General features: G+C 61.9%; 19 protein-coding genes. 15 read left to right on the forward strand and 4 right to left on the reverse strand.

Annotated features, from left to right (window positions below; translation table 11 throughout):
• The first annotated feature begins 44 nt into the window (after window positions 1-44).
• The 3 genes from ACOERD_RS07740 to ACOERD_RS07750 are packed head-to-tail and all read left to right on the forward strand — an operon-like array spanning window position 45 to window position 2787.
• Window positions 45-851, forward strand: coding sequence for a hypothetical protein (locus ACOERD_RS07740; protein ID WP_419738621.1), 807 nt, complete (start codon window positions 45-47; stop codon window positions 849-851).
• Entirely contained in the window at window positions 848-2077 is a 1230-nt protein-coding gene (locus ACOERD_RS07745) for a type IV secretion system protein (RefSeq protein ID WP_419738622.1), read from the forward strand. Before ACOERD_RS07740 ends, ACOERD_RS07745 begins: the two co-directional genes overlap by 4 nt.
• Window positions 2074-2787, forward strand: coding sequence for a VirB8/TrbF family protein (locus ACOERD_RS07750; RefSeq protein WP_419738623.1), 714 nt, complete (start codon window positions 2074-2076; stop codon window positions 2785-2787). Before ACOERD_RS07745 ends, ACOERD_RS07750 begins: the two co-directional genes overlap by 4 nt.
• 392 nt (window positions 2788-3179) lie before the next feature.
• Here ACOERD_RS07750 and ACOERD_RS07755 read toward each other — a convergent pair whose 3' ends face one another.
• The gene (locus tag ACOERD_RS07755) at window positions 3180-3494 is read right to left on the reverse strand and encodes a hypothetical protein (RefSeq protein ID WP_419738624.1); all 315 of its coding nucleotides are present in this window, start codon (window positions 3492-3494) and stop codon (window positions 3180-3182) included.
• Between ACOERD_RS07755 and ACOERD_RS07760 the strand changes: the two genes are divergently transcribed.
• Together ACOERD_RS07760 and ACOERD_RS07765 are read left to right on the forward strand one after the other, a co-directional pair.
• A complete protein-coding gene (locus ACOERD_RS07760; protein ID WP_419737624.1) occupies window positions 3487-5229 on the forward strand; it encodes an IS1634 family transposase in 1743 nt (580 codons plus the stop codon). The genes ACOERD_RS07755 and ACOERD_RS07760 overlap by 8 nt on opposite strands.
• A gap of 80 nt (window positions 5230-5309) precedes the next feature.
• Window positions 5310-6038 (forward strand): TrbI/VirB10 family protein, encoded by a 729-nt coding sequence (locus ACOERD_RS07765; RefSeq protein WP_419738625.1) that lies wholly within the window; start codon window positions 5310-5312, stop codon window positions 6036-6038.
• A 119-nt stretch (window positions 6039-6157) separates the two neighbouring features.
• On the opposite strand, the gene tnpC is transcribed toward ACOERD_RS07765, so the two are convergent.
• The 3 genes from tnpC to tnpA are packed head-to-tail and all read right to left on the reverse strand — an operon-like array spanning window position 6158 to window position 8680.
• Window positions 6158-7864 carry an IS66 family transposase gene (gene tnpC / locus ACOERD_RS07770; protein WP_419737621.1) on the reverse strand — a complete coding sequence of 569 codons (1707 nt, stop codon included), beginning with the start codon at window positions 7862-7864 and terminating at the stop codon, window positions 6158-6160.
• 55 nt (window positions 7865-7919) lie between these two features.
• The gene (tnpB, locus tag ACOERD_RS07775; RefSeq protein WP_419737608.1) at window positions 7920-8273 is read right to left on the reverse strand and encodes an IS66 family insertion sequence element accessory protein TnpB; all 354 of its coding nucleotides are present in this window, start codon (window positions 8271-8273) and stop codon (window positions 7920-7922) included.
• Complete coding sequence (gene tnpA, locus ACOERD_RS07780; RefSeq protein WP_419737609.1) at window positions 8270-8680, reverse strand: IS66-like element accessory protein TnpA; 411 nt, start codon at window positions 8678-8680, stop codon at window positions 8270-8272. Before tnpA ends, tnpB begins: the two co-directional genes overlap by 4 nt.
• A gap of 79 nt (window positions 8681-8759) precedes the next feature.
• Here tnpA and ACOERD_RS07785 point away from each other — a divergent pair, with 79 nt between their 5' ends.
• The 10 genes from ACOERD_RS07785 to istB all read left to right on the forward strand — a co-directional run bounded on the left by ACOERD_RS07785 (window position 8760) and on the right by istB (window position 21826).
• Complete coding sequence (locus ACOERD_RS07785) at window positions 8760-10067, forward strand: hypothetical protein (RefSeq protein ID WP_419738626.1); 1308 nt, start codon at window positions 8760-8762, stop codon at window positions 10065-10067.
• Window positions 10068-10141: 74 nt separating this feature from the next.
• Window positions 10142-11026, forward strand: a complete 885-nt coding sequence (locus tag ACOERD_RS07790) for a hypothetical protein (RefSeq protein ID WP_419738627.1) — start codon at window positions 10142-10144, stop codon at window positions 11024-11026.
• Between the two features lie 70 nt (window positions 11027-11096).
• The gene (locus ACOERD_RS07795; RefSeq protein ID WP_419738628.1) at window positions 11097-12311 is read left to right on the forward strand and encodes a hypothetical protein; all 1215 of its coding nucleotides are present in this window, start codon (window positions 11097-11099) and stop codon (window positions 12309-12311) included.
• Between the two features lie 8 nt (window positions 12312-12319).
• Window positions 12320-17017 (forward strand): type IV secretory system conjugative DNA transfer family protein, encoded by a 4698-nt coding sequence (locus ACOERD_RS07800; protein ID WP_419738629.1) that lies wholly within the window; start codon window positions 12320-12322, stop codon window positions 17015-17017.
• The gene (locus ACOERD_RS07805) at window positions 16974-17624 is read left to right on the forward strand and encodes a hypothetical protein (protein ID WP_419738630.1); all 651 of its coding nucleotides are present in this window, start codon (window positions 16974-16976) and stop codon (window positions 17622-17624) included. The genes ACOERD_RS07800 and ACOERD_RS07805 overlap by 44 nt, the downstream gene beginning before the upstream one ends.
• 59 nt (window positions 17625-17683) lie before the next feature.
• Complete coding sequence (locus ACOERD_RS07810) at window positions 17684-18163, forward strand: hypothetical protein (RefSeq protein WP_419738631.1); 480 nt, start codon at window positions 17684-17686, stop codon at window positions 18161-18163.
• Window positions 18160-18861, forward strand: coding sequence for a hypothetical protein (locus tag ACOERD_RS07815; protein WP_419738632.1), 702 nt, complete (start codon window positions 18160-18162; stop codon window positions 18859-18861). Before ACOERD_RS07810 ends, ACOERD_RS07815 begins: the two co-directional genes overlap by 4 nt.
• 101 nt (window positions 18862-18962) lie before the next feature.
• Window positions 18963-19514, forward strand: coding sequence for a hypothetical protein (locus ACOERD_RS07820; RefSeq protein ID WP_419738633.1), 552 nt, complete (start codon window positions 18963-18965; stop codon window positions 19512-19514).
• Between the two features lie 85 nt (window positions 19515-19599).
• Complete coding sequence (gene istA, locus ACOERD_RS07825; protein WP_419737976.1) at window positions 19600-21108, forward strand: IS21 family transposase; 1509 nt, start codon at window positions 19600-19602, stop codon at window positions 21106-21108.
• The gene (istB, locus tag ACOERD_RS07830) at window positions 21095-21826 is read left to right on the forward strand and encodes an IS21-like element helper ATPase IstB (RefSeq protein ID WP_419737606.1); all 732 of its coding nucleotides are present in this window, start codon (window positions 21095-21097) and stop codon (window positions 21824-21826) included. Before istA ends, istB begins: the two co-directional genes overlap by 14 nt.
• Window positions 21827-21963: the final 137 nt, after the last annotated feature.

Consider the following 21963-nt stretch of genomic DNA (forward strand, 5'->3'; position numbering starts at 1 on the left):
ACCGGGCCCGCTTCAGACCCCCGCGCACCCTCGCTCTGGCGGGATTGCTTCTGCTCAGCGCCCCGCTTCTGCCTGCGCCCGCATCTGCGGGACCCGGCGGGCTGGGCCGCGCCACCGAATGGACACAAAGGCTCAACAATGCGGAACTGGGCGCCATCGCGGGGCTGGAAGCGCGTATTCTCTCGACAGAGACCGAACAGCTGCTGACGGAGATCGAACAGCTGGCCACACAGGTCAGGGCCTATGAGATCATGGCCCGCAATATCAAAAGCCTGCCCGTCCAGCATCGACGCGCGGCCATGGCCCCGGTGCTGCGCCTGCGCGAGATCGCCTCCGAAGCCGGGGCCATCGCACAGGCCGGGCAGCAACTCGACAGCTTCCTGCGCTCGGAGATGATCACCGATCCGCTTTTTGACCGCAGCGGTCTGGAGCGCGCCAATGTCGCGGCCCGCTATGATGACTGGCAGGCCCGCTGGCAATCGAGCCTTGCGACCGGGCTCGGCACCGCCGGGGCCACGCTGGCGGATGTCAAAAGCGAAGCGGAGCTGATCGATCTCGTCACCGCGCGCTTCGGCTCGGAAGCGGGACAGATGCAGGTGCTGCAGGGCGCCAACCAGATCTCCGCCTCGCTGGCGCGCCAGATGAACGGATTACGCGCCATCACCGCCACACAGGCCGAACAGACCTCCATTGCCTGGTCCCGGGTGCTGGCCGACAAGGACCGCGAAGAAGCGCTCCGGCGGCGCAGCGAGCGCGAGATCCACGAAAGCCTTGAGGCCCTCGAAAACGTCCCGCCCGGGCGCACCCTCAACCAAATCTTCGGCATCGAACCCCTCGGAGACCAACCATGAACCCCGTATCGTTTGTTCTGCATGTTTTACTCACGTCCTGCTCACCCGGCAGAATACAAACACCTGGACGCATCTTCGTACCCAAAGCGGGCCGCGCCGGGGCTGTTCACCTGCTGCTCCTCGTCTGCCTGGCGCTGCTTCTGATCCCGGAGGCGCTTCTGGCACAAACCGCCCGGAACCCGGCATCGACCGGGTCCGTGCTCAACGGCGCGGTCACAACCATGCGGGACAGTTTTGAGCGCGCCAGCGGCTCGATTGGCACGCTCGCGCAGCAGGCCATGCTGACATTGCTGGTGGTCGATTTCGTGCTGCGGGGTGGGCGCGCCATCTTCGGCGGGGAGAGTATCCCGGACCTGATGAAGGGCTTTGCCTTTCAGTTGGGCTTTGTCGCCTTCACATGGGGGGTTATTCTCTGGATCCCGGAGATCCTCAGCGAACTCACCCGGATCGCCTTCGAGGTCGCGCAAGCGGCGGGGGCCCCGTCCGTCTCGGCCGGCGGCATGGTGACCGATGGCCTGATCCGGGCCATCAGCTGGATCGACGCGATCCGGTTACGCGATCCCGGCACATGGTTCTATATTCTGGCTTCAGGGATCTCGCTGATCGCGCTCGCCATTGCGGTTGCCATGCTGATCTCCATCTATGCCGAGTTTTATCTTGGGGGGCTGGCCGGGATCATCACCTTGATGTTTGCCGGTCTCACCGAGACCCGCGACAAGGCGCTCAACTATATCACCGGTCTGGTGGGCAAGGCCTTCAAGCTGATGGGGCTCATGATCATCGTCGCCGCCAGCGGCGAGATGACAACCGCCCTGGCAGACGGGGCCGGAAACGGGATTGGCAAGGCCATGGGCATGATTGTGCTGCAGATCGTCAGCGCCATCCTGATCCTGACCCTGCCGGACTCACTGGAAAAGCTGGTCGGCGGCGGTCTCGCCAGCCGCGCGGCAGAGATGATCGGCGCGACCGCAGGCGGTGCGGCAAAAACGGGCGTCGCCGTTGCCGGTGGCGCTGCGGCCGGAGCCGTCGCAGGGGGTGTGGCCGGGGCCGTCGGGGCGGCCAAGGCCGGGGGCGCTGTGAAAGACGTTGCCAAGGCGGCAAGCATAGGGGGCGCGACGACCGGGTTCAATTGGGGTGAAACCGCCAGGAACAAGGATGTCATGGGGGCGCTCGGGCGCAAGGTGGCAGACCGGCTGGCCAAGGCCAACGGAGACAAGCCGCAATGAGTGCAGACGGTGATCCCGGCCCCGACAGCCCTCCAGATCCGCCGGTCCTCACGCGCCCTGTCGATCCATTTGCCCGGGCGCGGGCGCTCTGGGAGGACCGCCATGCCAGTCTCGCCATCGAACGGGACCGATGGCGGTGGGGGTGTTTCTCGGCTTTGGCGCTCGCGGGTCTTGCGCTCCTGCTCGCGGTCTGGGCGGCGGTCACCTCCCGCTATGTCCCCTATATCGTCGCCGTCGATGATCTGGGACAGGTCCAGCCGGTTCTGGCCCCGAAGCTCATCACCGACTGGCCCGATGATACCGTGCGCCATGAACTGGCCGCCTTCGTGCGCGACTGGCGGTCCGTCTCCATCGACACGGTTGTGATGCGCGGGCGGCTGGACCGTATCCGGTATTTCGTGGAAGCCAACTCAGCCGCAGAACAGGCGCTCGCCCGCTGGGCCGGGGATCGCAGCACGGACCCCTTCCGGGTGGCCGAGCGGATCACCGTCGAGATCGATGTGGACGCCGTCGCGCTGGTGGGCGGGCGCACATGGATCGTGGACTGGACCGAGACCCTGCGCGACCGCACCACCGGCGCGCTCCGGGAAACCCGGCGCTTTCAAGGCACATTCGTCACCGGCCAGCGTCGCATCCGCGATGAACGCATCCTGCTCTTCAACCCCATGGGGATGGTGATCGAGACATTCGATGTCAGGAGGATCGAATGAACACAGAGGCAAAAGCCGGGCGCGCGCCGAACGCGGCCTTCATTATGCTGATCACCGGACTGCTCGCGGGCGTGCTCGGGGGCGTTTTGGTCGCCGCATACCTCCCCGGTCTCAACACACGGCAGGCCGTTCCCGATGCCAACCTGTCCGGAGAGCCGCCGGGCAGCAGCCCGGTTCAGACTGAGAATACCGGACCATCGATCCAGAGCGCGGGTCCTGGCGTCGAAACACCACCCGACGGCACTGCGCAACCCGATAACTCCGCCTCCGACCCTCTTGCCACTGAGGCGCTGCGGGCCATCCTCGAACGCCGGGCGGCGGAAGAAAAACGCCTGGACGAGCGCGCCCGTCTGGCTTTCGAGAGCCCCCTGACCCCCTCCGTGGCCGAAATCTCAGAGCAGATCGCATCCCGACAGGACGCGGAACCACCAAACAGCGCTGTGGCCGGCAACCAACCGGCGCCTCAAAGCGCGGTCTCTGATGGCAGAGCCGCTGCAGCCGGATCGCCGACAGGCCCCCTCGTCAGCCCATCCACCAGCCCGACACAAGGTCATATCCTGACCCTGACTTCCGACCTTTTTGTTGATCTGACTGGGTTTTTGGTTTGTTTTCAGGTGTGGTTGCTCAGAGGCGCGTTGTAGTGCCCCATTATTATAAAAAGTATTGACATGGGCCTTCAGATGGCTAACCTCTTCGCCCATGTTCATCCGCACCAAACATGACGCAAAGCTCAACCGCACACGGATCCAGATCGTTGAATCCGTCCGCACCGGCTCCAAGGTACGCCAGAAGATCCTGCGCCATGTGGGTGTGGCCCATAACGACAGCGAGATTGAGGATATCAAGCGTCTGGCGGGCCGCTTGATGGAGCAATTACGCATTGATCGCTCGCCGCAAATGGAACTGTTCACGCCCACGGAATATGCCGATCTGCAGGCGCTGGTGCGCCGCGCTCCGCGGCCGGACAAGCTTGGCGTTGATCTTGCCGAGTGCCGTGAGGAGGCGCGGGTCTCTCTGGGTCTGCGGGATGTCATGGGGACGATGTATGACCAACTGGGTTGGGGGGCCCTTCTGGGGGCGGCGCGTAAAAGTGCCAATCGCATTGTGAAAGAGCTGGTTATGGCGCGGATCGCACAGCCCGAGAGCAAGCGCGCGACCGTGGAGGCGTTGGAGAACCAGGCAGGCATCACGCTCAATCTGGACGTGGTCTATCGGAGCATGGATTACATCAATACGCCGGTGATAGACGGGATTTGCAAAACCTCTCACGCGGCGGCAGAGAAGTTGCTGGGCGGGCCAGTGACCGTGCTGTTCTACGATTGCACGACCCTGGCCTTTGACACCGAGCGCGAGGACCCGGCCGAGGATGCGGACGGGGTCGAGCAGGATCATCTTCTGGCCAAGGGCTTCAGCAAGGATGGCAAGCATCACCGCGCTCAGGTCATGCTGGCGCTGATCGTCACCTCCGATGGGCTGCCTGTGGGCTATGAACTCTTCCCGGGAAACACCTGGGAAGGTCATACGCTGGAAGCTGCGCTGAAGGCGTTGGAGGGACGCTTCGACGTGGCCAGGGTCACGTTCGTGGCCGATGCCGCCATGCTCAGCAAGGACAACCAGCAGATGTTGCAGAACAAGGGTCTGCCCTACATCCTCGGCTATCGCATGAAGTCCGCCCCGGCCGCCGTGAAGGCGAACATTTTGAGCCCGGAGGGACGCCAGCCTTGGGCTGGACACGGTTCTGAAGAGGCAACCGAGAAGGGCTGGTACAAGGTGATCGACCAGGAGGGAGCGCGGGTCATTGTGACCTGGTCACCCACCCGGGCACGCAATGATGCCCACAAGCGCGACAAGGCAATCGAAAAGCTGCACAAGAAGCTCAAGCGCTCTCGCAAACCCGGCAGCTTCAGCAGCCGGGGATATGGCCGCTTCCTGGCCTTCCCCGACAGCGGGGACGTCACGCTGGATGATGCAAAGATCAAGGCAGCGGCACAATGGGACGGGCTGCATGCCATTGTTGTTCATGGTGCGGACGAACTGGAGGCACAGGACGTCATTGCCCGCTATCACCAGTTGTGGGAGATCGAAGCCTGCTTCCGCACCAACAAGCACGATCTGAAAATCCGGCCCATCTATCACTGGTCGCCGCGTCGGGTCCGGGCCCATATCGCCATCTGCTACATGGCCTTCTGCTGCCTGCAGCACCTGCGCAAGCATCTGGACCTGCTCGGACACCCGATGAGCCCGGCTCGTATCCGCAACGAGTTGAACGCATTGCAGCTCTCGATCCTGCGCCACAAAGGCACCCCTGACCGCTACGGCATGCCAAGCCATGCCACGGTCGATGCCAGACGCATCCTCACCTGCGTCGGCCTGACCTGGAACGAAGCCCCTTTCAAGATACCCCCCGGGCGCACCCGAAAAACTGGCCAGACCAAAGCCTGAGCTCCCTCAACACTCCGAAACAATCGCTGGCGAAAAAAGTCCGTGTAGTGCCTTTTGGCAACCAAGGCATAATAATATCAATGACTTATACGAAAAAATGTCGGAAGTCAGGAAACAGCGCTGTGGCCGGCAACCAACCGGCGCCTCAAAGCGCGGTCTCTGATGGCAGAGCCGCTGCAGCCGGATCGCCGACAGGCCCCCTCGTCAGCCCATCCACCAGCCCGACACAAGGTCATATCCTGACGCGCGGCAGCGTGATCCCGACCGTGCTGGAAACAGCGCTGGATTCCGACCTGCCGGGGCTGGTGCGCGCCCGGGTATCCCGCGATGTCTATGACAGCCTCACCGGCGCATATATTCTCATACCACGCGGCGCACAGCTCATCGGCACCTATCGTGAGACCGTGCGCAGCGGGCAGAAAAGGCTCTTCGTCGCCTGGAGTGATCTGCGCATGCCGGACGGCACCCCGGTCGCCTTGTCCGACTTCTCCACGCTGGGACAGGATGGCGCGGCAGGCGTGAAGGGCCGCCGCAGCACCGGCCTGCTTGCAGCCTTCGGAGCGGCTGTGCTCTTCGACCTCGCGGGCAATGCCACGCAAATCATCACAGGCGATGAGCCCGAACAGGAAAACGACCTTGCGTCCCTTCTTGCCAATGCCACAGGCAATGCGACCTCCCGTGTCGCAGACCGGTATCTCGGCGACCTGCTCGATCATGGACCCCGCTTCCGGGTGCGCGCCGGGACCATCATGAATGTCCTTGTCGAAGAAGACCTGACATTACCTGCGCAGAGAGGGCGCGCGAGGTGATGCACCACGCCCGAATATCTGCCCCATGGGCTCGGTTGGTTCAGGCGCTGGCGATCCTGATGCTTCTGATGGGCCTGCCCCATGTCAGCGTAAGCGTAACGAGGCACACACATGGCATTTCAGCTTGACTTTTGAAAGTTCCATGGCAGGAGCTCGTCGATACGGCTTTGGGGGTGACCGGCTGCTATTTTTTGGAGCGTTGAGGTCAGATATGCATTGGGTTCCACGCCGTTCAACTTCGCGGTCTGTATCAGAGATGCGATACGGCCCCAACTGGCGCCGCCTTCATCATGACCCGCAAACAGTGCGTTTTTCCGCCCAAGGGCAATTGGTCTTTGGAGATTTTCGACGTTGTTGGAGTCGATCTCAACCCGGCCGTCACTGAGAAAGACCTGCAAGCCGTCCCAATGTTTGTGAATGTAGTTGAGCTTTTCACCAAGTCTGGATTTTTTAGAGACCTGCAGGCGCTGCTCCTGAAGCCAGGTGCCGAACTCGGCAACCAAGGGCGCGGTTTGTGTCTGGCGCGCAGACAGGCGCTGTTCGGGTGGAAGGCCCCGAATTTCAGTTTCAATTGCGTAAAATTCGGCAATCCGACGCAAGCCCTCTGCTGCGATCCCGGACTTGTCGCGGTCAAAGACCTCCTTCAGTTTGCGGCGAGCGTGGCTCCAACAATAGGCGGCTCGGATCGGAGAGCCCCCTTTCCGCGTTGGCCGCATCAACCGATTATACCCCTGATACCCATCCAACTGCAGAACACCGTTGAACCCCTTGAGAAACTTCTCTGCGTTTTCGCCAGCCCGACCGGGTGCATAGAAATAAACAACCCCTGGTGGTGCATCGCCCCTCCAGGATCGGTCGTCACGTGCCAACGTCCAGAAATAACCGGTTTTCGTTTTACCCTCTCCCGGATCGAGGACTGGGACCGTGGTTTCATCCATGAACAGTTTGGTCGAAGACTTCAGGTGTTCCGCCAGCCGCTCAACAACCGGCTTGAGGTGGAACGCGGCCTTTCCGACCCAGCCCGCGAGCGTGGCGCGATGAATGTCGATGCCAGAGCGCACAAGTATCTGCGATTGACGGTACAGAGGAAGGTGGTCTGCATACTTGCTGACCAACACGTGCGCGATGGCCGCTTCGGTCGGAAGTCCGCCCTCGATCAGCCACGATGGTCCCGGTGCTTGTTTCACGCCTCCAGCACATGACCGGCAGGCATATTTCGGACGGACCGTTACGATCACACGCAACTGCGCGGGCACGATGTCCAGCCGTTCACTGCGATCTTCACCAATCTTATGCATCGCGCCGCATCCGCACGGACATTCAACACTGTCAGGTTCGATCACCTGTTCGATCCGCGGCAGATCTTCAGGCAGATTGCCGATATTGCGCTCAGGCGCTTTCCTGGGCTTTGCCTTTTTCTCTTTGTCACAGGATTGAGTGGCTGCCTCGCTTGAGGCCTCCGCCTCGCTGAGCGCAACTTCAAGATCTTCGGCCCCGAGATTACGCTCGTCCTGAGTTAGTTTTTCCGATTTCTTGCCGTAAAGCGCCCGCTTCAATTCCGCAATCAGGCTTTCATAACGAAGGATCAAAGCGTTTTGCTCTGCAATCTGTTGGTCTTGACCCGTTATCTGCCGATCTTGATCCGATATTTGCTGGGCCTGATCTGCAATGTGCGCCCCCTGATCTGATATGCAGGCGCTCTGCTTGGTTGTCAGTTCCTCCAACTCGGCAACCCGACGTGCATTGTCCTCGACAAAGGCCTGAACAGCCTCTTTATGTTCGGCGGGCAGAGCATCAAGATTGAAACCATTGGAGTCGGCAGTCATACCTGCGAGCATACACAGCCCGAACTTCTAAATCCTGCCCAATCAACCGCCTGATTCACTCTGCCGCAGTTGGCCGCCGCGTCTCGACAGGTTTGACCTTCCGCCAGTCCAGACCAGAAAAAAGCGCCTCAAACTGTGCTCTGTTCAGCGTCATCACCCCATCGCGAATAGCAGGCCAGACGAAGTCTGTATCTTCCAGACGCTTATAAGCCATAACCAGACCTGACCCATCCCAAAAAACCAGCTTCAGCCGATCCGTTCGCTTCGCGCGAAATACGAACACCGTCCCGCTGAACGGGTCTTCCCGCAGAACCGACTGCACCAGAGCACATAAGCCATCATGACCCTTGCGAAAATCCACCGGCTGTGTGCTGACCAGAATGCGCAACTTCTGTGCAGGGAAAATCATTCAACAACCCCAACCGCTCGGGCAATCTCGGCAATTCGCTGTGCCGATGTATCGGTGCCCAAATTGATCGACACCCCGCGGAAAACGATCTCGACCTTTTCCGCTGGTGACGATGGCGGGCGAACCTGCGGCTGAACACTTGCCTCATCACCGTCACAAAGAACCACGGGCGCAAACTCAACATGTTCATCAGGCTCCGGAGCTGGAAGCACCAGTTTCCCATCTTTTGCCAGACAACGCCATTCCGACAATCGGTTCGCATTGACCCCGAATTTACCAGCCACAGCTTTTACCGTCGCCCCCGGCTTCAAAGTCTCGGCAACAATGTATGCCTTCGCATCATGCGACCATCGGCGACGGCCATCAACTTGATACTCAACGCCCAACGAGCGGAGGAACTCCGTCATCGACTCCATGGAGAAAATCCTTATCCCTGTTACGATAAGGAAAATCTGACAGCGCAGGGGCTAGCGCGCGAGGCAAAAAATGGGTGAGCACCTCGTTACGCTTACTGTCAGCCATGCGGTGACCGAGGAGCGTGTTCTCGAACTGGTGCGCAGGCTGGAAGCCCCGGGTGGCTATGACACGGTCTATAGCGGAGTGACGGTCAGACCCCCGCGTGTCCTCACCACCATGAGCGTGGAAGAGGTGCTGGCCTGGCAGCGCAGCACGGTCCGGCAGGGATCGGTCTCCTCGGCGGCCGGGGGCTATCAGATCATTCGCCCCACCTTGCAACGGCTGGTCGATCAGGGTGTGGTCTCCCTGTCCGAGACCTTCGATACTGCCACGCAGGACCGGCTCGGGCGACACCTTCTCCGCGAAACCGGCTACCGCGATGGCGACACATCTGTCGCAACCGCCAATCGCATCGCGGGCGTCTGGGCGGCCTTGCCACAGGTTGGCGGTGCAGGCGCGGGCCGCTCGGTCTATCACGGTGTCGCGGGCAATCACGCCCTGATCGATGCGGACACCTGGATGGGGGTTCTGGCGGGCACAGCGGATATGGGGGATGTGCAGGCCACAGCCGCTGTCATCCGTGCCGGCCAGCAATTCGGCTTTGCCTGGGACCGCTTTCTGGACGATCTGGGCCGCGCCTCCACCCAGGTCATGCGAAGCGTTGCCGGATTGGCCATCAACCTGCTGCTGGGGCTGTGCCTGATCGATTTTGTCCTGCGTGCGGGGCATTGGATACTCAGCGGCGATCTGGCCGGATCGATGGGTGGGCTGGCCATGCGCCTGCTCACGATCTGCCTCTGTCTGGCCGTGCTGCTCATTCCGGACGCGCTGCTCGGCGCGGCTGATGCCACCGCCCGCCGCCTGGCCGGAGAGGTCGGCTCAGGCGGCGACTTTGCCATCGCCGGTTTCACCGCCGGGCGCACGGCGCTGGCCTTCAGCCTGCTCGAAGGCCTCTTCAACCACCCCCGGCCCATCCAGATCCTTTTGCAGATCATCGCCCTGCTGCTCGCCATCACCATGGCCATTCAGATCGCCCTCATCCTCTACTGGACCCTCAATCTCACACTCACCGGTGCCGCCGGTCTCTTCGCCATGGGCTTTGGAGGGCTCAAGGAAACCCGCACCATCCCGGTGAACTATGTCCGACATCTCATCGGTGCCGGTCTGGCCCTGCTCTGTGTCCTGATGATCCTCTCCACAACAACCAATCTCGCATGGTCCATCCGCGCAGAGGGCAGCATTACAGCCGCCGCGCTCTCCATCCTGCTTCTCGAATGTGTCGCCTGCGCGCTGATCTGGGTGCTGCCAAAATCTGTTGCAGGAGTGGTCAGAAAATGAACCTCAATTCCCCTCGAACACGGCCTCATAATCTACCCCGCACTTTGCTGTTGCCCCTGCTCTGGAAAACCCCCATGCCCCTCCGCGATGCGGGTCTCCAGGTCCTCACAGGTTTCTGTCTCTGGAGTTTGCTCCTGTGTTCAGGTGTTCGGGCTGAACCGGACCCCCGCATCACGACCACCCCCTCGGCAGCTTATGAACCCCCGGAGCCTCCGAACTCAGGACCTGATGACACTGCGGCTGACACGTCCGACACCGGCCCCCGCACCACCGCCGATCTTCTGACTTTCATCCGGGCGCTGGAAGCGCCGCGCGGCTATAATGAGTACGAGCGCCGCATTCGCATCGCGCCGCCACAGCCCCTGACCCACATGACCGTGGGCGACGTGCTGGACTGGCAGGTTCGCCTGCGACGTTCAGGAGCGGTCTCCACCGCGGCCGGGGGCTACCAGATCATCTATCCGACCCTGACCCATCTCGTGACCACCTACGGGATTTCCCGTAGCGCAAAGTTCGACGCGCCCCTGCAGGACCGTCTTGCCAGGCTGCTGATCGCCGAATGTGGTGAGGAAGGATCGCCCGACAACCATCCGCACTATGGCAACTGCCTCGCAGGCATCTGGGCCGCCCTGCCCCTGACCCACGGTGCCGGGACAGGCAGGTCAGCCTATCATGGCGTGGCAGGCAACAAGGCCCTGACAACACCGGAAACAGTATTGGCCCTGCTGGCCGGGAAATCTGTCGCAATCCCGAAGCGGGGACCGCGCCCGCCCATCGATCCGGACCGGGCTTTGGCGCGCATCGGGCGGTCCCTCAACACGCAAGCGCTGGCCTTCGGAGCCAATACCGTCACGGTGGACATTGATGATATCAACACGGCCCTGCGCAAGGCCCGGCGCGCGGGCACGCTCACCCCCTCGGTCCGGTCATGGAAACAGGACCCCTATGCCCAGAACTGAGCCACCCCTCAAATTCAGCCGCAACGGTCCAACCGGCAGACTGTCCGGGTCCGCCCATGCCCTGCGGCGGATGCTCTTTCCCCTCGGAGCCTTCCTCACGGCGGCCGCCTTTTTCCTGCCGGATGTGCCCTTCGCACTGGCCCTGCTGCCCCTCTTTGCCGGTCTGTGGTCCGGCACGGGACCCGTGCGCTTTACCGCCATGACCAGTTTCATGATCTGGCCCGTGATGCTCTGCGCCTGGGGGATTTATGGCGTGGAGCCGGGCAGGTCAGACCTGATCGTACCGCTTGCCGTCGGGCTTGTTCTGGCTCTCGGGCTGCTGGCGGCGCGGATCGGCATTCTGCCCACCACTTTGCTGGTCACGCTCATCCCGGTCTTCCCGGCCTCGCCCGTCCTGCCTCTGGCCGCCCTTATGCCCGGGCTTGGCCTGGCAGGTCCGTTCACCGTGATGCTTCTGCTCGCCCTCATCGAGGCTATTCACGCACCCCCTTTGCGGCGGCTCCTGCTCGGGACCGTCGCCTTCTGTCTGATCACATGGGCTGTTGGTCATGAACTGATCCAAACGCATCTCGCGGAGCGGTCCCATGCTGGAAACCCCGCTCCACGCTCAGAATGGCGCGAGATCCCCGAACCTGCCGCCATCACCGAACGCGGGCGCTGGATTGCGCTGCGCGACCAGTTTCCGGACGGCGCAACACTCATTCTGGGCGAGAACGTCTTTGCGCAAGAGGACACCGAGGCTCTGGCCTTCTGGTGCCATGCTGCGACAACGCGCGGCATCACAGCCTATATCGGTGTCTCGGAACCGTACCGATCCAGCACGCGCGGCGCTGTCTGGCGGCTCGATCCCGACAGCTGCAATACCGTCGGACGGCACCCCTCAGCCTTCGTGATCCACCGGGCCGGTCTCGGCATTCCCCACCTCACCGGCACATGGGGCATGATGCAGGCCGGGAGAGATCCAACCCAATCCGCCCCACCTGCCCCCGGCATAGACTGGCTGATCTGTCTCGAAGCCTTCCTGCCATGGGCCTGGATCGGCCTGCTGGTGGAGACCGCGCCAGAATTTCCACCTGACCCCGCCTCGCGGCCCCCGATCATCGTCCTGTCCAATGATCAGGCCTTCCGCCCGCTCCCCGCTCTGCGCGTCACGCCCGCCTTCGCACCACCCCCGGTCCACGTCCTGCGCCGCAAATCCGCCCGCGCCATGACCGCGCTCGCAAACCGACACATCCACTTCGCGGAAACCGGGCGCAGCCTTCTGATCCGCAACGGGAAAGGATGACCGCCCCCATGCAGATGATTTCACTCTGGACCATAACCGTTCTGAACCGTGTGCCCGGCTGGCTGCGAGGTGGCCTGACCGTGTTTGCCGGCAACGTAACCCGCGTGCCCGTAGTGATCCCCATGCTGGTGCTTCTGGCCATCGGGATCGGCTTTCAACAGAATGCGGGGCTCTACAAACGCGGAATATTGCCCGGAGACTGGTACGAGGCCACCGTGATCACGGTTCTGCTCCTGCCGCCCCTGATCGGTCATGTCACAGCATGGATGACGGGATACCGCTCGGCCTTCTGGTGGCTGCTCTGGGTTGCGCCCGTGCTGATCTACTGGGGGCGGCCCTGGCAGAATGATCCCGGATGGGCGCTCTATTGGCACGAACATCTCCGGGCCGGGGATATACTGATCAACATATTCCGGAAACAGGCAACTCTGGGCAACTTCATAAGGCTCGGTGGAATGCTCACCATGGCGATGGTCACATTCATGGTCCTCGCCCGCCCCTGGTTGCGCTTCACCGCATGGCTGCGCGAGATGGGCCGGGACACAGGCGAAGGCTCAGGCTCCGCCGGAGGCGGAAAGGCCGAAGGCCTGCCACAGGCCACATGGGCCAGCGCCGCCGATATCCGCGACAGGTTCACACATAAGGGCGGGATCGTGCTGGGAGAACATACCGACCCGCTGGAGGACACGCCCGGTTTTGAGCCGGGCAAACCCCGCACATGGAAGAGACAGGGCAAGGGCCGCCTCATCACCATGAACCCCGAACAGGGCAACGGTCACGTGATCGTGCTCGCCGCCTCCGCAGGCTACAAGACCGCCGGCATCGTCATCCCCAATATCCTTCATTACAACAAACCCATCGTGGTGATCGATCCAAAGGGTGACCTCTATGCACGCACACGCCACGCCCGCGAAGCGATGGGCTTCAAACCTCGTGTGATCGATGCCGGGTGCGGTTTTGACCCGTTCCGCATGATCGCCCCGCTGGCACCTCAGGCCCCTTCCGTCTATCTCACCATGGCCCGCACCCTGATGCCGCTGAACGAACGCGCCTCCGACATCTCCGAGTATTTCCACGAGATGTCCACCACGCTCTTCGCCGCCCTCATGGGACATTTTATCGCGCGGGGCAGCAGGAACGTCGCCCAGGACATCTCGAAGTTCATCAACCGGGAGCGCGAGGCGGTGATCAACGAGGCCCGCGAGATTGCAAAACGCCATAACTTCCCCTTTATTGCGGACGAGATGGAAGGCCTGGCAGCACTCGACGAGCGCACCTTCCCCGGCGTGGTCAAGGGCATCTCCAACAAGCTCGCCTTCACCCGCTTTCCCGATATCGCCGCCTATAGCCAATCCGACGCAAGCGCCGACGCGCACCTGTCCGCCCTTGATCCCGACACCGATCTCTACATCAACTTCCCCGCACAGGCGGCGGAGGATTTCTCCTCCTTTCCCCGCCTGCTGATCGGCGCCATCTATGTGGCAAGCGAACTGATCGAGCAGCCCGACCGGCCCCGCGCCAGACGGCTCCTGTTGATCGACGAGGCCCGGGTGCTGGGCGGCATGAGCGCGCTCAACACCATTCGTGACGCGGGCCGCTCCATCGGGCTGCACCTGATGCTCATCTACCAGAGCTACGGCCAGATGGTCAAAGCCTGGGGCTCCGAGGCCGGGGCCGCGGCCTGGATGGACAGTTGCGAGGCGCGGGTGATCAGCGCCGTCGGCGCCTCCCGCACCGCCAATGATATCGTCACCATGCTGGGACGGCGCACCCTGCGCACCCATGTGCAAGGCTCTTCCTCTTCCAACCCGGTCATGGTCCCGATGGGCGGGAGCGTCTCAACGAGCGAGCAGGAACAGATCCGCGAAGTGTCGCTGATGTCCGCCGCCGCACTCGGGCAATTGCCCGCCCATGGCTCGATCGTGTTCACCCGCAAGTCCCGGCCCATCCTCGCAACCAAGGCGATCTACTTCACCCGCAAGGAGATGAATGACCGCGTCAGATCACCCGACGCGGTGGCCGGGGAGCTCGCAGCCACCAGGCGGCGCAAGGCCCTCCTGGACGAGATGCGCGCGCGCAAGCAGCGCACCCTGCCCGATCCACAGCCCGGACTGCGGCGGAATCGCAGACCACAGGAGAGCGTCGATCCAGAGACCGGGGAAATACGCCCCGCAGAGGCAGGAGGGTCCGATCCGGCACAGCACATGCCGCAGGGTGATGCTGGAACGAAAGCAGACGACAGCGATCTTTCCAATGCGCCTGTCTCCCCGGCTGCTCGTCAAGCTGCCACAGAAGGGACTGCGGGCGCCAACACAGAACGACCCAACCCCGCGCTGAAGTATCAGGCCAGGATCAAGGCGCGGCTTGATGCTGCACGGGCTGAGATACGAGAGCGCGAGAAGATCAAGGGCAGTGATACAGATGTAGATGCTGCGGACCAGGACGTAAAAACCAGTGAGCCGCCGACTGATGCGCAGGATCAGGGCCCCAAGGCTGATACGCAACAGGCGGATGCTCAGGATCAGCCGGGCGCGCTGCTGGGACCCCCCCCGGAGGATCATGACAATCCGGCCAGCGGCTTGTACCGGGCATTGGCTCTTGAGCCGGAAGTCGATGGGCTGAACCCACAAGACCGCAAGGCTGTGCAAACCATTCTGTCGCTTCTGGCAGAACGTCCCCGTACGGAAGATGTTCTGGCAAGGACGCTCCTGAAGAAAATGGGATATGAGACGCAGCGCGACCGGGGAGAAGACCTGCGCAACGCTGAAATCGACGGCGCAGTGGATGTCCTGAAGACCGAAGACAAAAAGCGCGCCAAGCCAAAGACGAAGAAAGCCGGCGGGAAGGCTGCGAAGAACAGCGCCCCAGAACCTGCAAAGGAAAGTCCTGAACGCCCAGACGCAGAGAACGATGCTGCGACGGACAATCCGCCAGCGGCAAAGAAGAGGCGCGCCAGGAAAAAGACGAGCGGCGCAGCGGCGGACGCAGAAAAGCCACCCGACACCAAGCCAGACCAACCAACCGAAGCCGATCAGGGTGAAACGGTTCAATCCGAAGACTCAACGCAGTCGGAACCGGCAGGACCTGTTCCGTCTCAGGAAGATCATCCAGCGGACACCCCGCCGGAGACCGCATCAAGCGATCCGCAGAGACAAGACGACGGCAACAACCCAGGCACCGATCAGCCTGATCCCGAGGCCGACGACACATCCGGGACGGCCAGCAAGCAGGATGCGCAAGGGACAGAAAATGATGCCGTAGAAGACGCGCGCGATGAGGAAGGCCGCGTCGATACCCACGCGAAAGCCGACGACACGGAAACAACCTCCGACATCGCGGACGCACACCCTGAACAAGAGAAGCCAGAATCAGAATCGAGCGCCGAAGAGGATAAGGACCCGCCCGACGCGCAAGATAATAGATCTGAATCGGATCGCTCAAAACCCGCGCGCTCCGACCGACGCAAACCGAAGAGCACGACCGATCCGATCTCAAAACGCAGAGCCGCCCTCAACGCCGATGACATTCGTGAAGCTATCGACCCACACATAGAAGATTTGTTCCGTAATTTCTGCGGTGAGCCTGTCCGACGCAGAGCACAGGAATGGCGCGCAAAGGACAACCCGTCCTTCTCCATGCGCATGTCCGGTGAGAAACGCGGACGCTGGAAAGATCACGGCACCGAACAAAGCGGCGACATCTTCGACCTCATTGCCATCGAGGAATGCGGTCTCACCAAGGCAAAAGACAATTTTCCACGTGTCCTCGAAGAAGCAGCCAAGTTGGCCGGCTTTTCTCCATCGCAGGACACACCGGCCAAACGCAAAGCCCGCGAAGACCGCAAAAAGGAACGCGAGCGTAAGGCACAAGAAGAGGAACAGCGCAGGGCAGAAGAAAGAGACATGCTGGTATCGGCCTTGTCCGAACAAGCAACCGATGTCAGCGGAACACCCGCCGAGACCTATTTGACCAGCCGCTCTCTTTTGCACTGGCCGGAAACTGGACTGGCCTTCCTGCCAGCGCTGAATACGGTTTTGCCTGAGCCGCAGCTCAAAGGCCTGCACGCGCCAGACCGCCCGTCCCTTGTCATCTGGGCGCAGGATGAAACAGGCACCCGTACCGGCGGCCAACGCATCCTGCTCACCAGAACGGGGCGCAAGGTGAAACTCAAGACCGCCAAACCCTGTTTCGGGACAGTCGCGGGCGCCCCCGCCCGCTTCGCCGCCCGACCGGCTGCAGAAGGCGCGGCACCTTCCGCCCGCCCAAAGCCCGGCCCGCTGCTTGTCGCGGAAGGACCGGAAACCGCCCTCACACTCCGGCATCTCACGGGGCGGGAAAGCTGGGCCGTCTTTGGCGTTTCAAACTGGAAGACCGCACCGCTGCCCACAGACCGCGACATCATCCTTGCCCCCGATCAGGACGCACCGGGCAGCCCCGCCGGACAGGCGTTTCGCAAAGCCGTGGCCCGTCACATGGAGCGCGGCTGTGCCTTGCGCATCGCGCGCGCACCGGAGCCCGAAGGCAGCAAGCGCGATCTCAACGACACGATGAGAACCCAGGGCGCGGGCGCGGTTCTCGCCGCGCTTGAGGCGGCGCATCCACCGGGACCGCACGACCTGCCAGACCCGACAGGCCCGACAGACAAGGAAGAGGACAGCAAAGATGAACACCCCGAAGACAGATCCAAACCCGGCGGGGCGGCATGACCCGCACCCATCTCCAGGCCTTGCGCAGGCGGAAAGCCCTCAAGCGCCAACATCTGCGCAGGGCGAAAAGCTTTCATCTGCGTCTGGCCCGCCGCAGGCTGCGTCGCCGCAAGCTCTCCATCCCGCCGCCGGGGCCGCGATGACGATCCCTGACCCCGACACAGACCCGCGCGCCTTCTGGGCCTGTGTCGCAGGGGTCGCGCCGGAGCAGTTGCTCTTTGCCACCGACCCGCACCCGCTCAGGCGTCGCCGGAGCCGCTGGCTGGAGAGACGACCCCGCGTCCATGCCGCCCTGACCCGCGCGCTGCACCTCTGGCGTCTCTTCTGGTTCGGCCCCCATCATCCCGACCCCGCGCCAATGCCCCCCGTTCCGCTCAATCTCGCGCCCTGGACAAACCGGCTTCTGGCCCACCCCGATGACGCAGGCGACGCGCCCGTTGGTGCACGCCTGCGGGATCGCCTGCTCTGGTGCCTCTCCCATCCCGCCACCCGCTATGAAACCCATGCCTGGCGCTGCGCGGCCCGCACCGACAGATCCCCGGCCCAGCGGCTCGAGAGCCTGCGGCGCAGTCTCGCAGGCAAGCCGCGAGGGGCGGCTGAACAGTGACGGATCACGCGACCAGATACCGCCAGGGTGCGGGCAGACTGACCAGGACCCTGCCCGCCATGATGCCCTTTCGGGTTCTGGTCGGTGTCGGGATCGTGACCTGTCTGCTGCTGGCGCTCGGGACGCTGAACCGCACAGGCCGGGTCATCGGCAATGCCAGCCCCTCCGTGCCCCGCGGGCTCTATCTGCGCGCAGACCCCGACCGCGCCACCTACGTCACCTTCTGCCTCGGACACCGTCACCACACTGTCCGGAGCCATGCAACGCTTTGCGCGCCGGGCAGCCCCGACGCCCCGCGCATTCTCAAACGTATTGCCGCCCGACATGAAGGGGGACGCCTCACCGTGGCAGGCGACACAGCCCGGGCGCTCGACAGCCGCATCCTCGGCCCCCTCGCGCCCGAACAGATCCGCGGCTGGTGGCGCCCCCTCATTCTCATCGACACCGACCCCCCGCAAACCCGCAGGGCGCGGGAGCGGACAGACCAGCGCAAACAAAGCCGCAGCACCCCCCGCCATCGAAAGGAAGACACCCCATGAGCGACACGCCAAAAGCCAAACGCACGTACAGGACGCAAACCCCGGAGGAAAAGCAGGCCGATCTCGACGCGGAACTGTCCCGTGTGCGCAAACGCGAGGAACTCAGGCTCATCACCGCCGCCGACAAGGCAGGCTATTTCCGTTTCCGTCTCAGCAACAAACAACTGGCCGATATGTTCAATGCCACAATCGACACGCTGAAGCCGAAACATTCCACCCTGGCCGGATTGCACAGCAAAAAGGCACGCCTCAACGCCCGCCAGCGCAAGGATGACGGGCGGCGCAAGGCCATCCTGGGTGGCTTTCTGGTCGCCCAATGCCGCCACAAGCCCGACCTGCATGCGGCAATTGTCGAGGATATCCGCGCCTTTCTGAGCGACCATCCCACAAAAACCGTCGCCCGGCGCAATCTCGATCTGCTCGAGGGGTTTCTGGCCGACCCCGAAGCGCATGACACAGGCACCATCCAGGGAGAAGACACGCAATCCGTCCCCCGCGCCGAACACCGGGTGCGCGCCCATCGCCTCATCCTGCTGGGATCATGGGTGCTGGATCGCCGCGCAGAGCGCGACGACCTCGCCCGGCTCATCGCGCAGGAACTGGCCGGCTTTCTCGATCAGGGCGCCCATCCCGAACGCCACAGGACACTGCTCAAAGAGATGCTGGACGGGGATGAACCGGATCAGCCCGCAACCTGAACCGCGCTGAATGCGCCAGAATTCCCACCGGCGCATGAAAAACGCACCGCCAAAGGCGCTCGCTGGCTTCGTGCACAATTTCACAGCACAGGAAACATGACATGACGGACGACAAAGAGATCGAGACGGACCCGAACCGCCCGTTAGACGACTGCGAACGATGGCTCGAAGAGGAGTACTTTCCACAAATCCTGCCGTCTTTTCCACCCTTCGAATACGTCGATCGCTCGGCGCGGGTGACGTTCGAGGACAGGTTCGGGCTGCGCTGTACGATAGGCGCGGATGAGATGGCCGCCGCCTTTCTTGCATTGCTCGACAACGGCGGGTTCCAGGGCCTGCTGCCGCCGGTTGCAGACACCTGGCGCACCCTGATCCCCGACGACCTCGAACCGGAAGCGATACTGAAGCAACCTGCCCCGGTTGCCCTGGCATTGCCACCGGAACAGGAACGGGCCGACCCCGCCCAATATCCTGCGCAATTCGTGACACTGGCTGTTCATGAAAACGCACTCGGGTGTCCCTGCTGCGGCACACGGGCCTTTGCCATTCTGCGCACACCTGTTTCCGAACATCGGATCACCGAACGCAACGTGGTGGCCGCGATACAACACCTTGCCCTCGCTGTAGAAAAGCGTGCAATTTTGACCCCCTAAGCGGGGAAATCGGCGTCCAAATTTGACCCCTCCCTATGGTTGTAGACATCCTTTTCATTGAGCAGTCGATGGAGAGGCAAGCGGGATGATTTGCGTGGAAACTATTAGAAAAGTGCGTCGCTTACACCTGATCGAAAAAAAGAGCATCAAGGAAATTTGCCGTTCGCTCAATTTGAGCCGTGCAACGGTTCGAAAGATAATCCGATCGGGAGTGACGGAGTTCAAATATGAGCGCAAATCGCAGCCATACCCGGTGCTCGGGCCTTGGCGCGCGCGTCTGGATGAAACGCTTGAGGAGAACGAGGCGCTTCCGAAGAAACACCGCAAGCGGATGACCAAAATCTGGAAGGAACTCTCCGATGATGGTTTTGGCGGCGGGTATGACAGTGTTCGACGCTACACAAAGAATTGGCGCATTGCGCACGGCCGACAACAGGCGCAGGCGTTCATCCCGCTGATCTTTGATCCTGGGGAGGCGTACCAGTTCGACTGGAGTGTGGAGACGGTTTTGATGGACGATGCACTCACGACCGTGAAGGTTGCCCATTTCAAACTTTGCCATAGCCGCATGCCATTCTCCATTGCCTATCCGCGCGAGACGCAGGAGATGGTCTTTGATGCCCACGACGAGGCCTTCAAATTCTTTGGTGGAGGCTGCATCAACGGGATCTACGATAACATGACGACCGCCGTCGATGCGATCCTGTCGGGCAAGGAAAGAAAGTTCAACAAGGCATTCTCCCGGATGTGTTCTCATCATCTGGTGAACCCGATCGCCTGTACGCGCGCGGCCGGTTGGGAGAAGGGTCAGGTTGAGAATCTGGTCAAGGAGAGCCGCGCCTATAGTTTTACACCGCGTCTGGAGGTGGCCGACTTCGATGAATTGAATGCCCGGCTGCAAAAAGACGCGATCAAACGCGCAAAAGAACTGCGGCATCCGGAAAACCTGGAGGTGACGGTCTGGGAGGAGTTCCAGCAGGAAAAGCCGCTGCTGACGCATCTGCAGAAGCCCTTCGTCGGGTTCCGTGAAAAGACGGTCGCCGTGAGCCGAACCTGCCTGATCAACTTCGAAAGAAACAAATACAGCGTTGAGGCAAGAGCTGTTGGACGTCAGGTCCAGTTGCAGGTCTACGCCACGCGGATTGTCCTGCGCCAAGACGGTGAGATTGTCGGAGAGCACGAACGGTGCTTCGGCCGAGGAAAAACGATCTTCAACCCTTGGCACTATGTGCCCGTCCTCAAGCGCAAGCCTGGCGCTCTGCGCAATGGAGCACCGTTCCGTGACTGGGACCTACCACCGGCAATGACGCAGATCTGGACCCATCTGCGGGGCACATCCGACGGAGACCGGCAACTTGCCGATATTCTTTTCGCTGCTTACCAGCACGACATTGATGTGGTCGAGGCTGCCTGCGAAGAAGCTCTAAAATCTGGCCTGCGCAAGGCCGATGCGATCCTGAACATTGTCTCTCGGCGCACCAATCCCCCGCCGCCAAAGGCGATTGAGCCGCCTGCCCACCTGCAGCTGAAAATGGCACCGATCGCGGATTGCGCTCGCTATGACAGGCTTGGAGGCTCCCATGCAACTGCGTAAGGAAATTCTCGAACTTGCCCGTCAACTGAAGTTGCCAGGCATCGTCAACTGCTTTGACGAAGTGATGCAGGCCGCAGCCAAAAACAACTGGCGGCCCCAACAGGTCGTGGCCGAACTCCTCACGGCCGAACTGGCCGAAAAGACTGCGCGCTCGATCCGGTATCAGATGGGTGCCGCAAAGTTCCCGGTCTGCAAGTCCTTACCTGAGTTCGACTTCACGGTCAGCCCCGTCAACGAGGAAGTCGTGCGCAATCTTCATGACGGCGATTTTATGGACCAGGCCAGGAATGGCGTGCTGGTCGGTGGAACCGGATCGGGCAAAACGCATCTCGCAACAGCGATCGGGGGCCACGCGGTCAATAACCGCCGGCGGGTCAGGTTCTTCAGCGCTGTGGATCTCGCGAACAAGCTGGAGGCTGAACATCGCGAAGGCAACGCCGGGCGGCTCAGCGAGCAGCTGATCCGCGTCGACCTCGTGATTATAGACGAACTCGGTTATCTGCCGTTCGCAGAGTCTGGTGGACGATTACTCTTCCATCTCATCAGCAAACTGTACGAGCGAACGTCTATTCTGCTAACAACCAACCTCGCATTTGCTGAATGGCCGAGTGTGTTCACAGATGCCAAAATGACCACTGCTCTCCTGGATCGACTGACACACCATTGCGATATCATCGAAACCGGGAACGAAAGCTGGCGAATTAACCACCGCGACTAACCTCGAAATCGGGGAATAAATTCAAAACAGACAGCAGGTCAAACCTTCAGTCGAGCTACGCTCTCTTTTCGGTTTGACCTGCTGTCCACCCCCTCCTGAATCAACCTAAACACGACCCCCTCAACGCCCCTCTTAGC

Source organism: Ruegeria sp., assembly GCF_965199275.1.
Classification (GTDB): Bacteria; Pseudomonadota; Alphaproteobacteria; order Rhodobacterales; family Rhodobacteraceae; genus Ruegeria.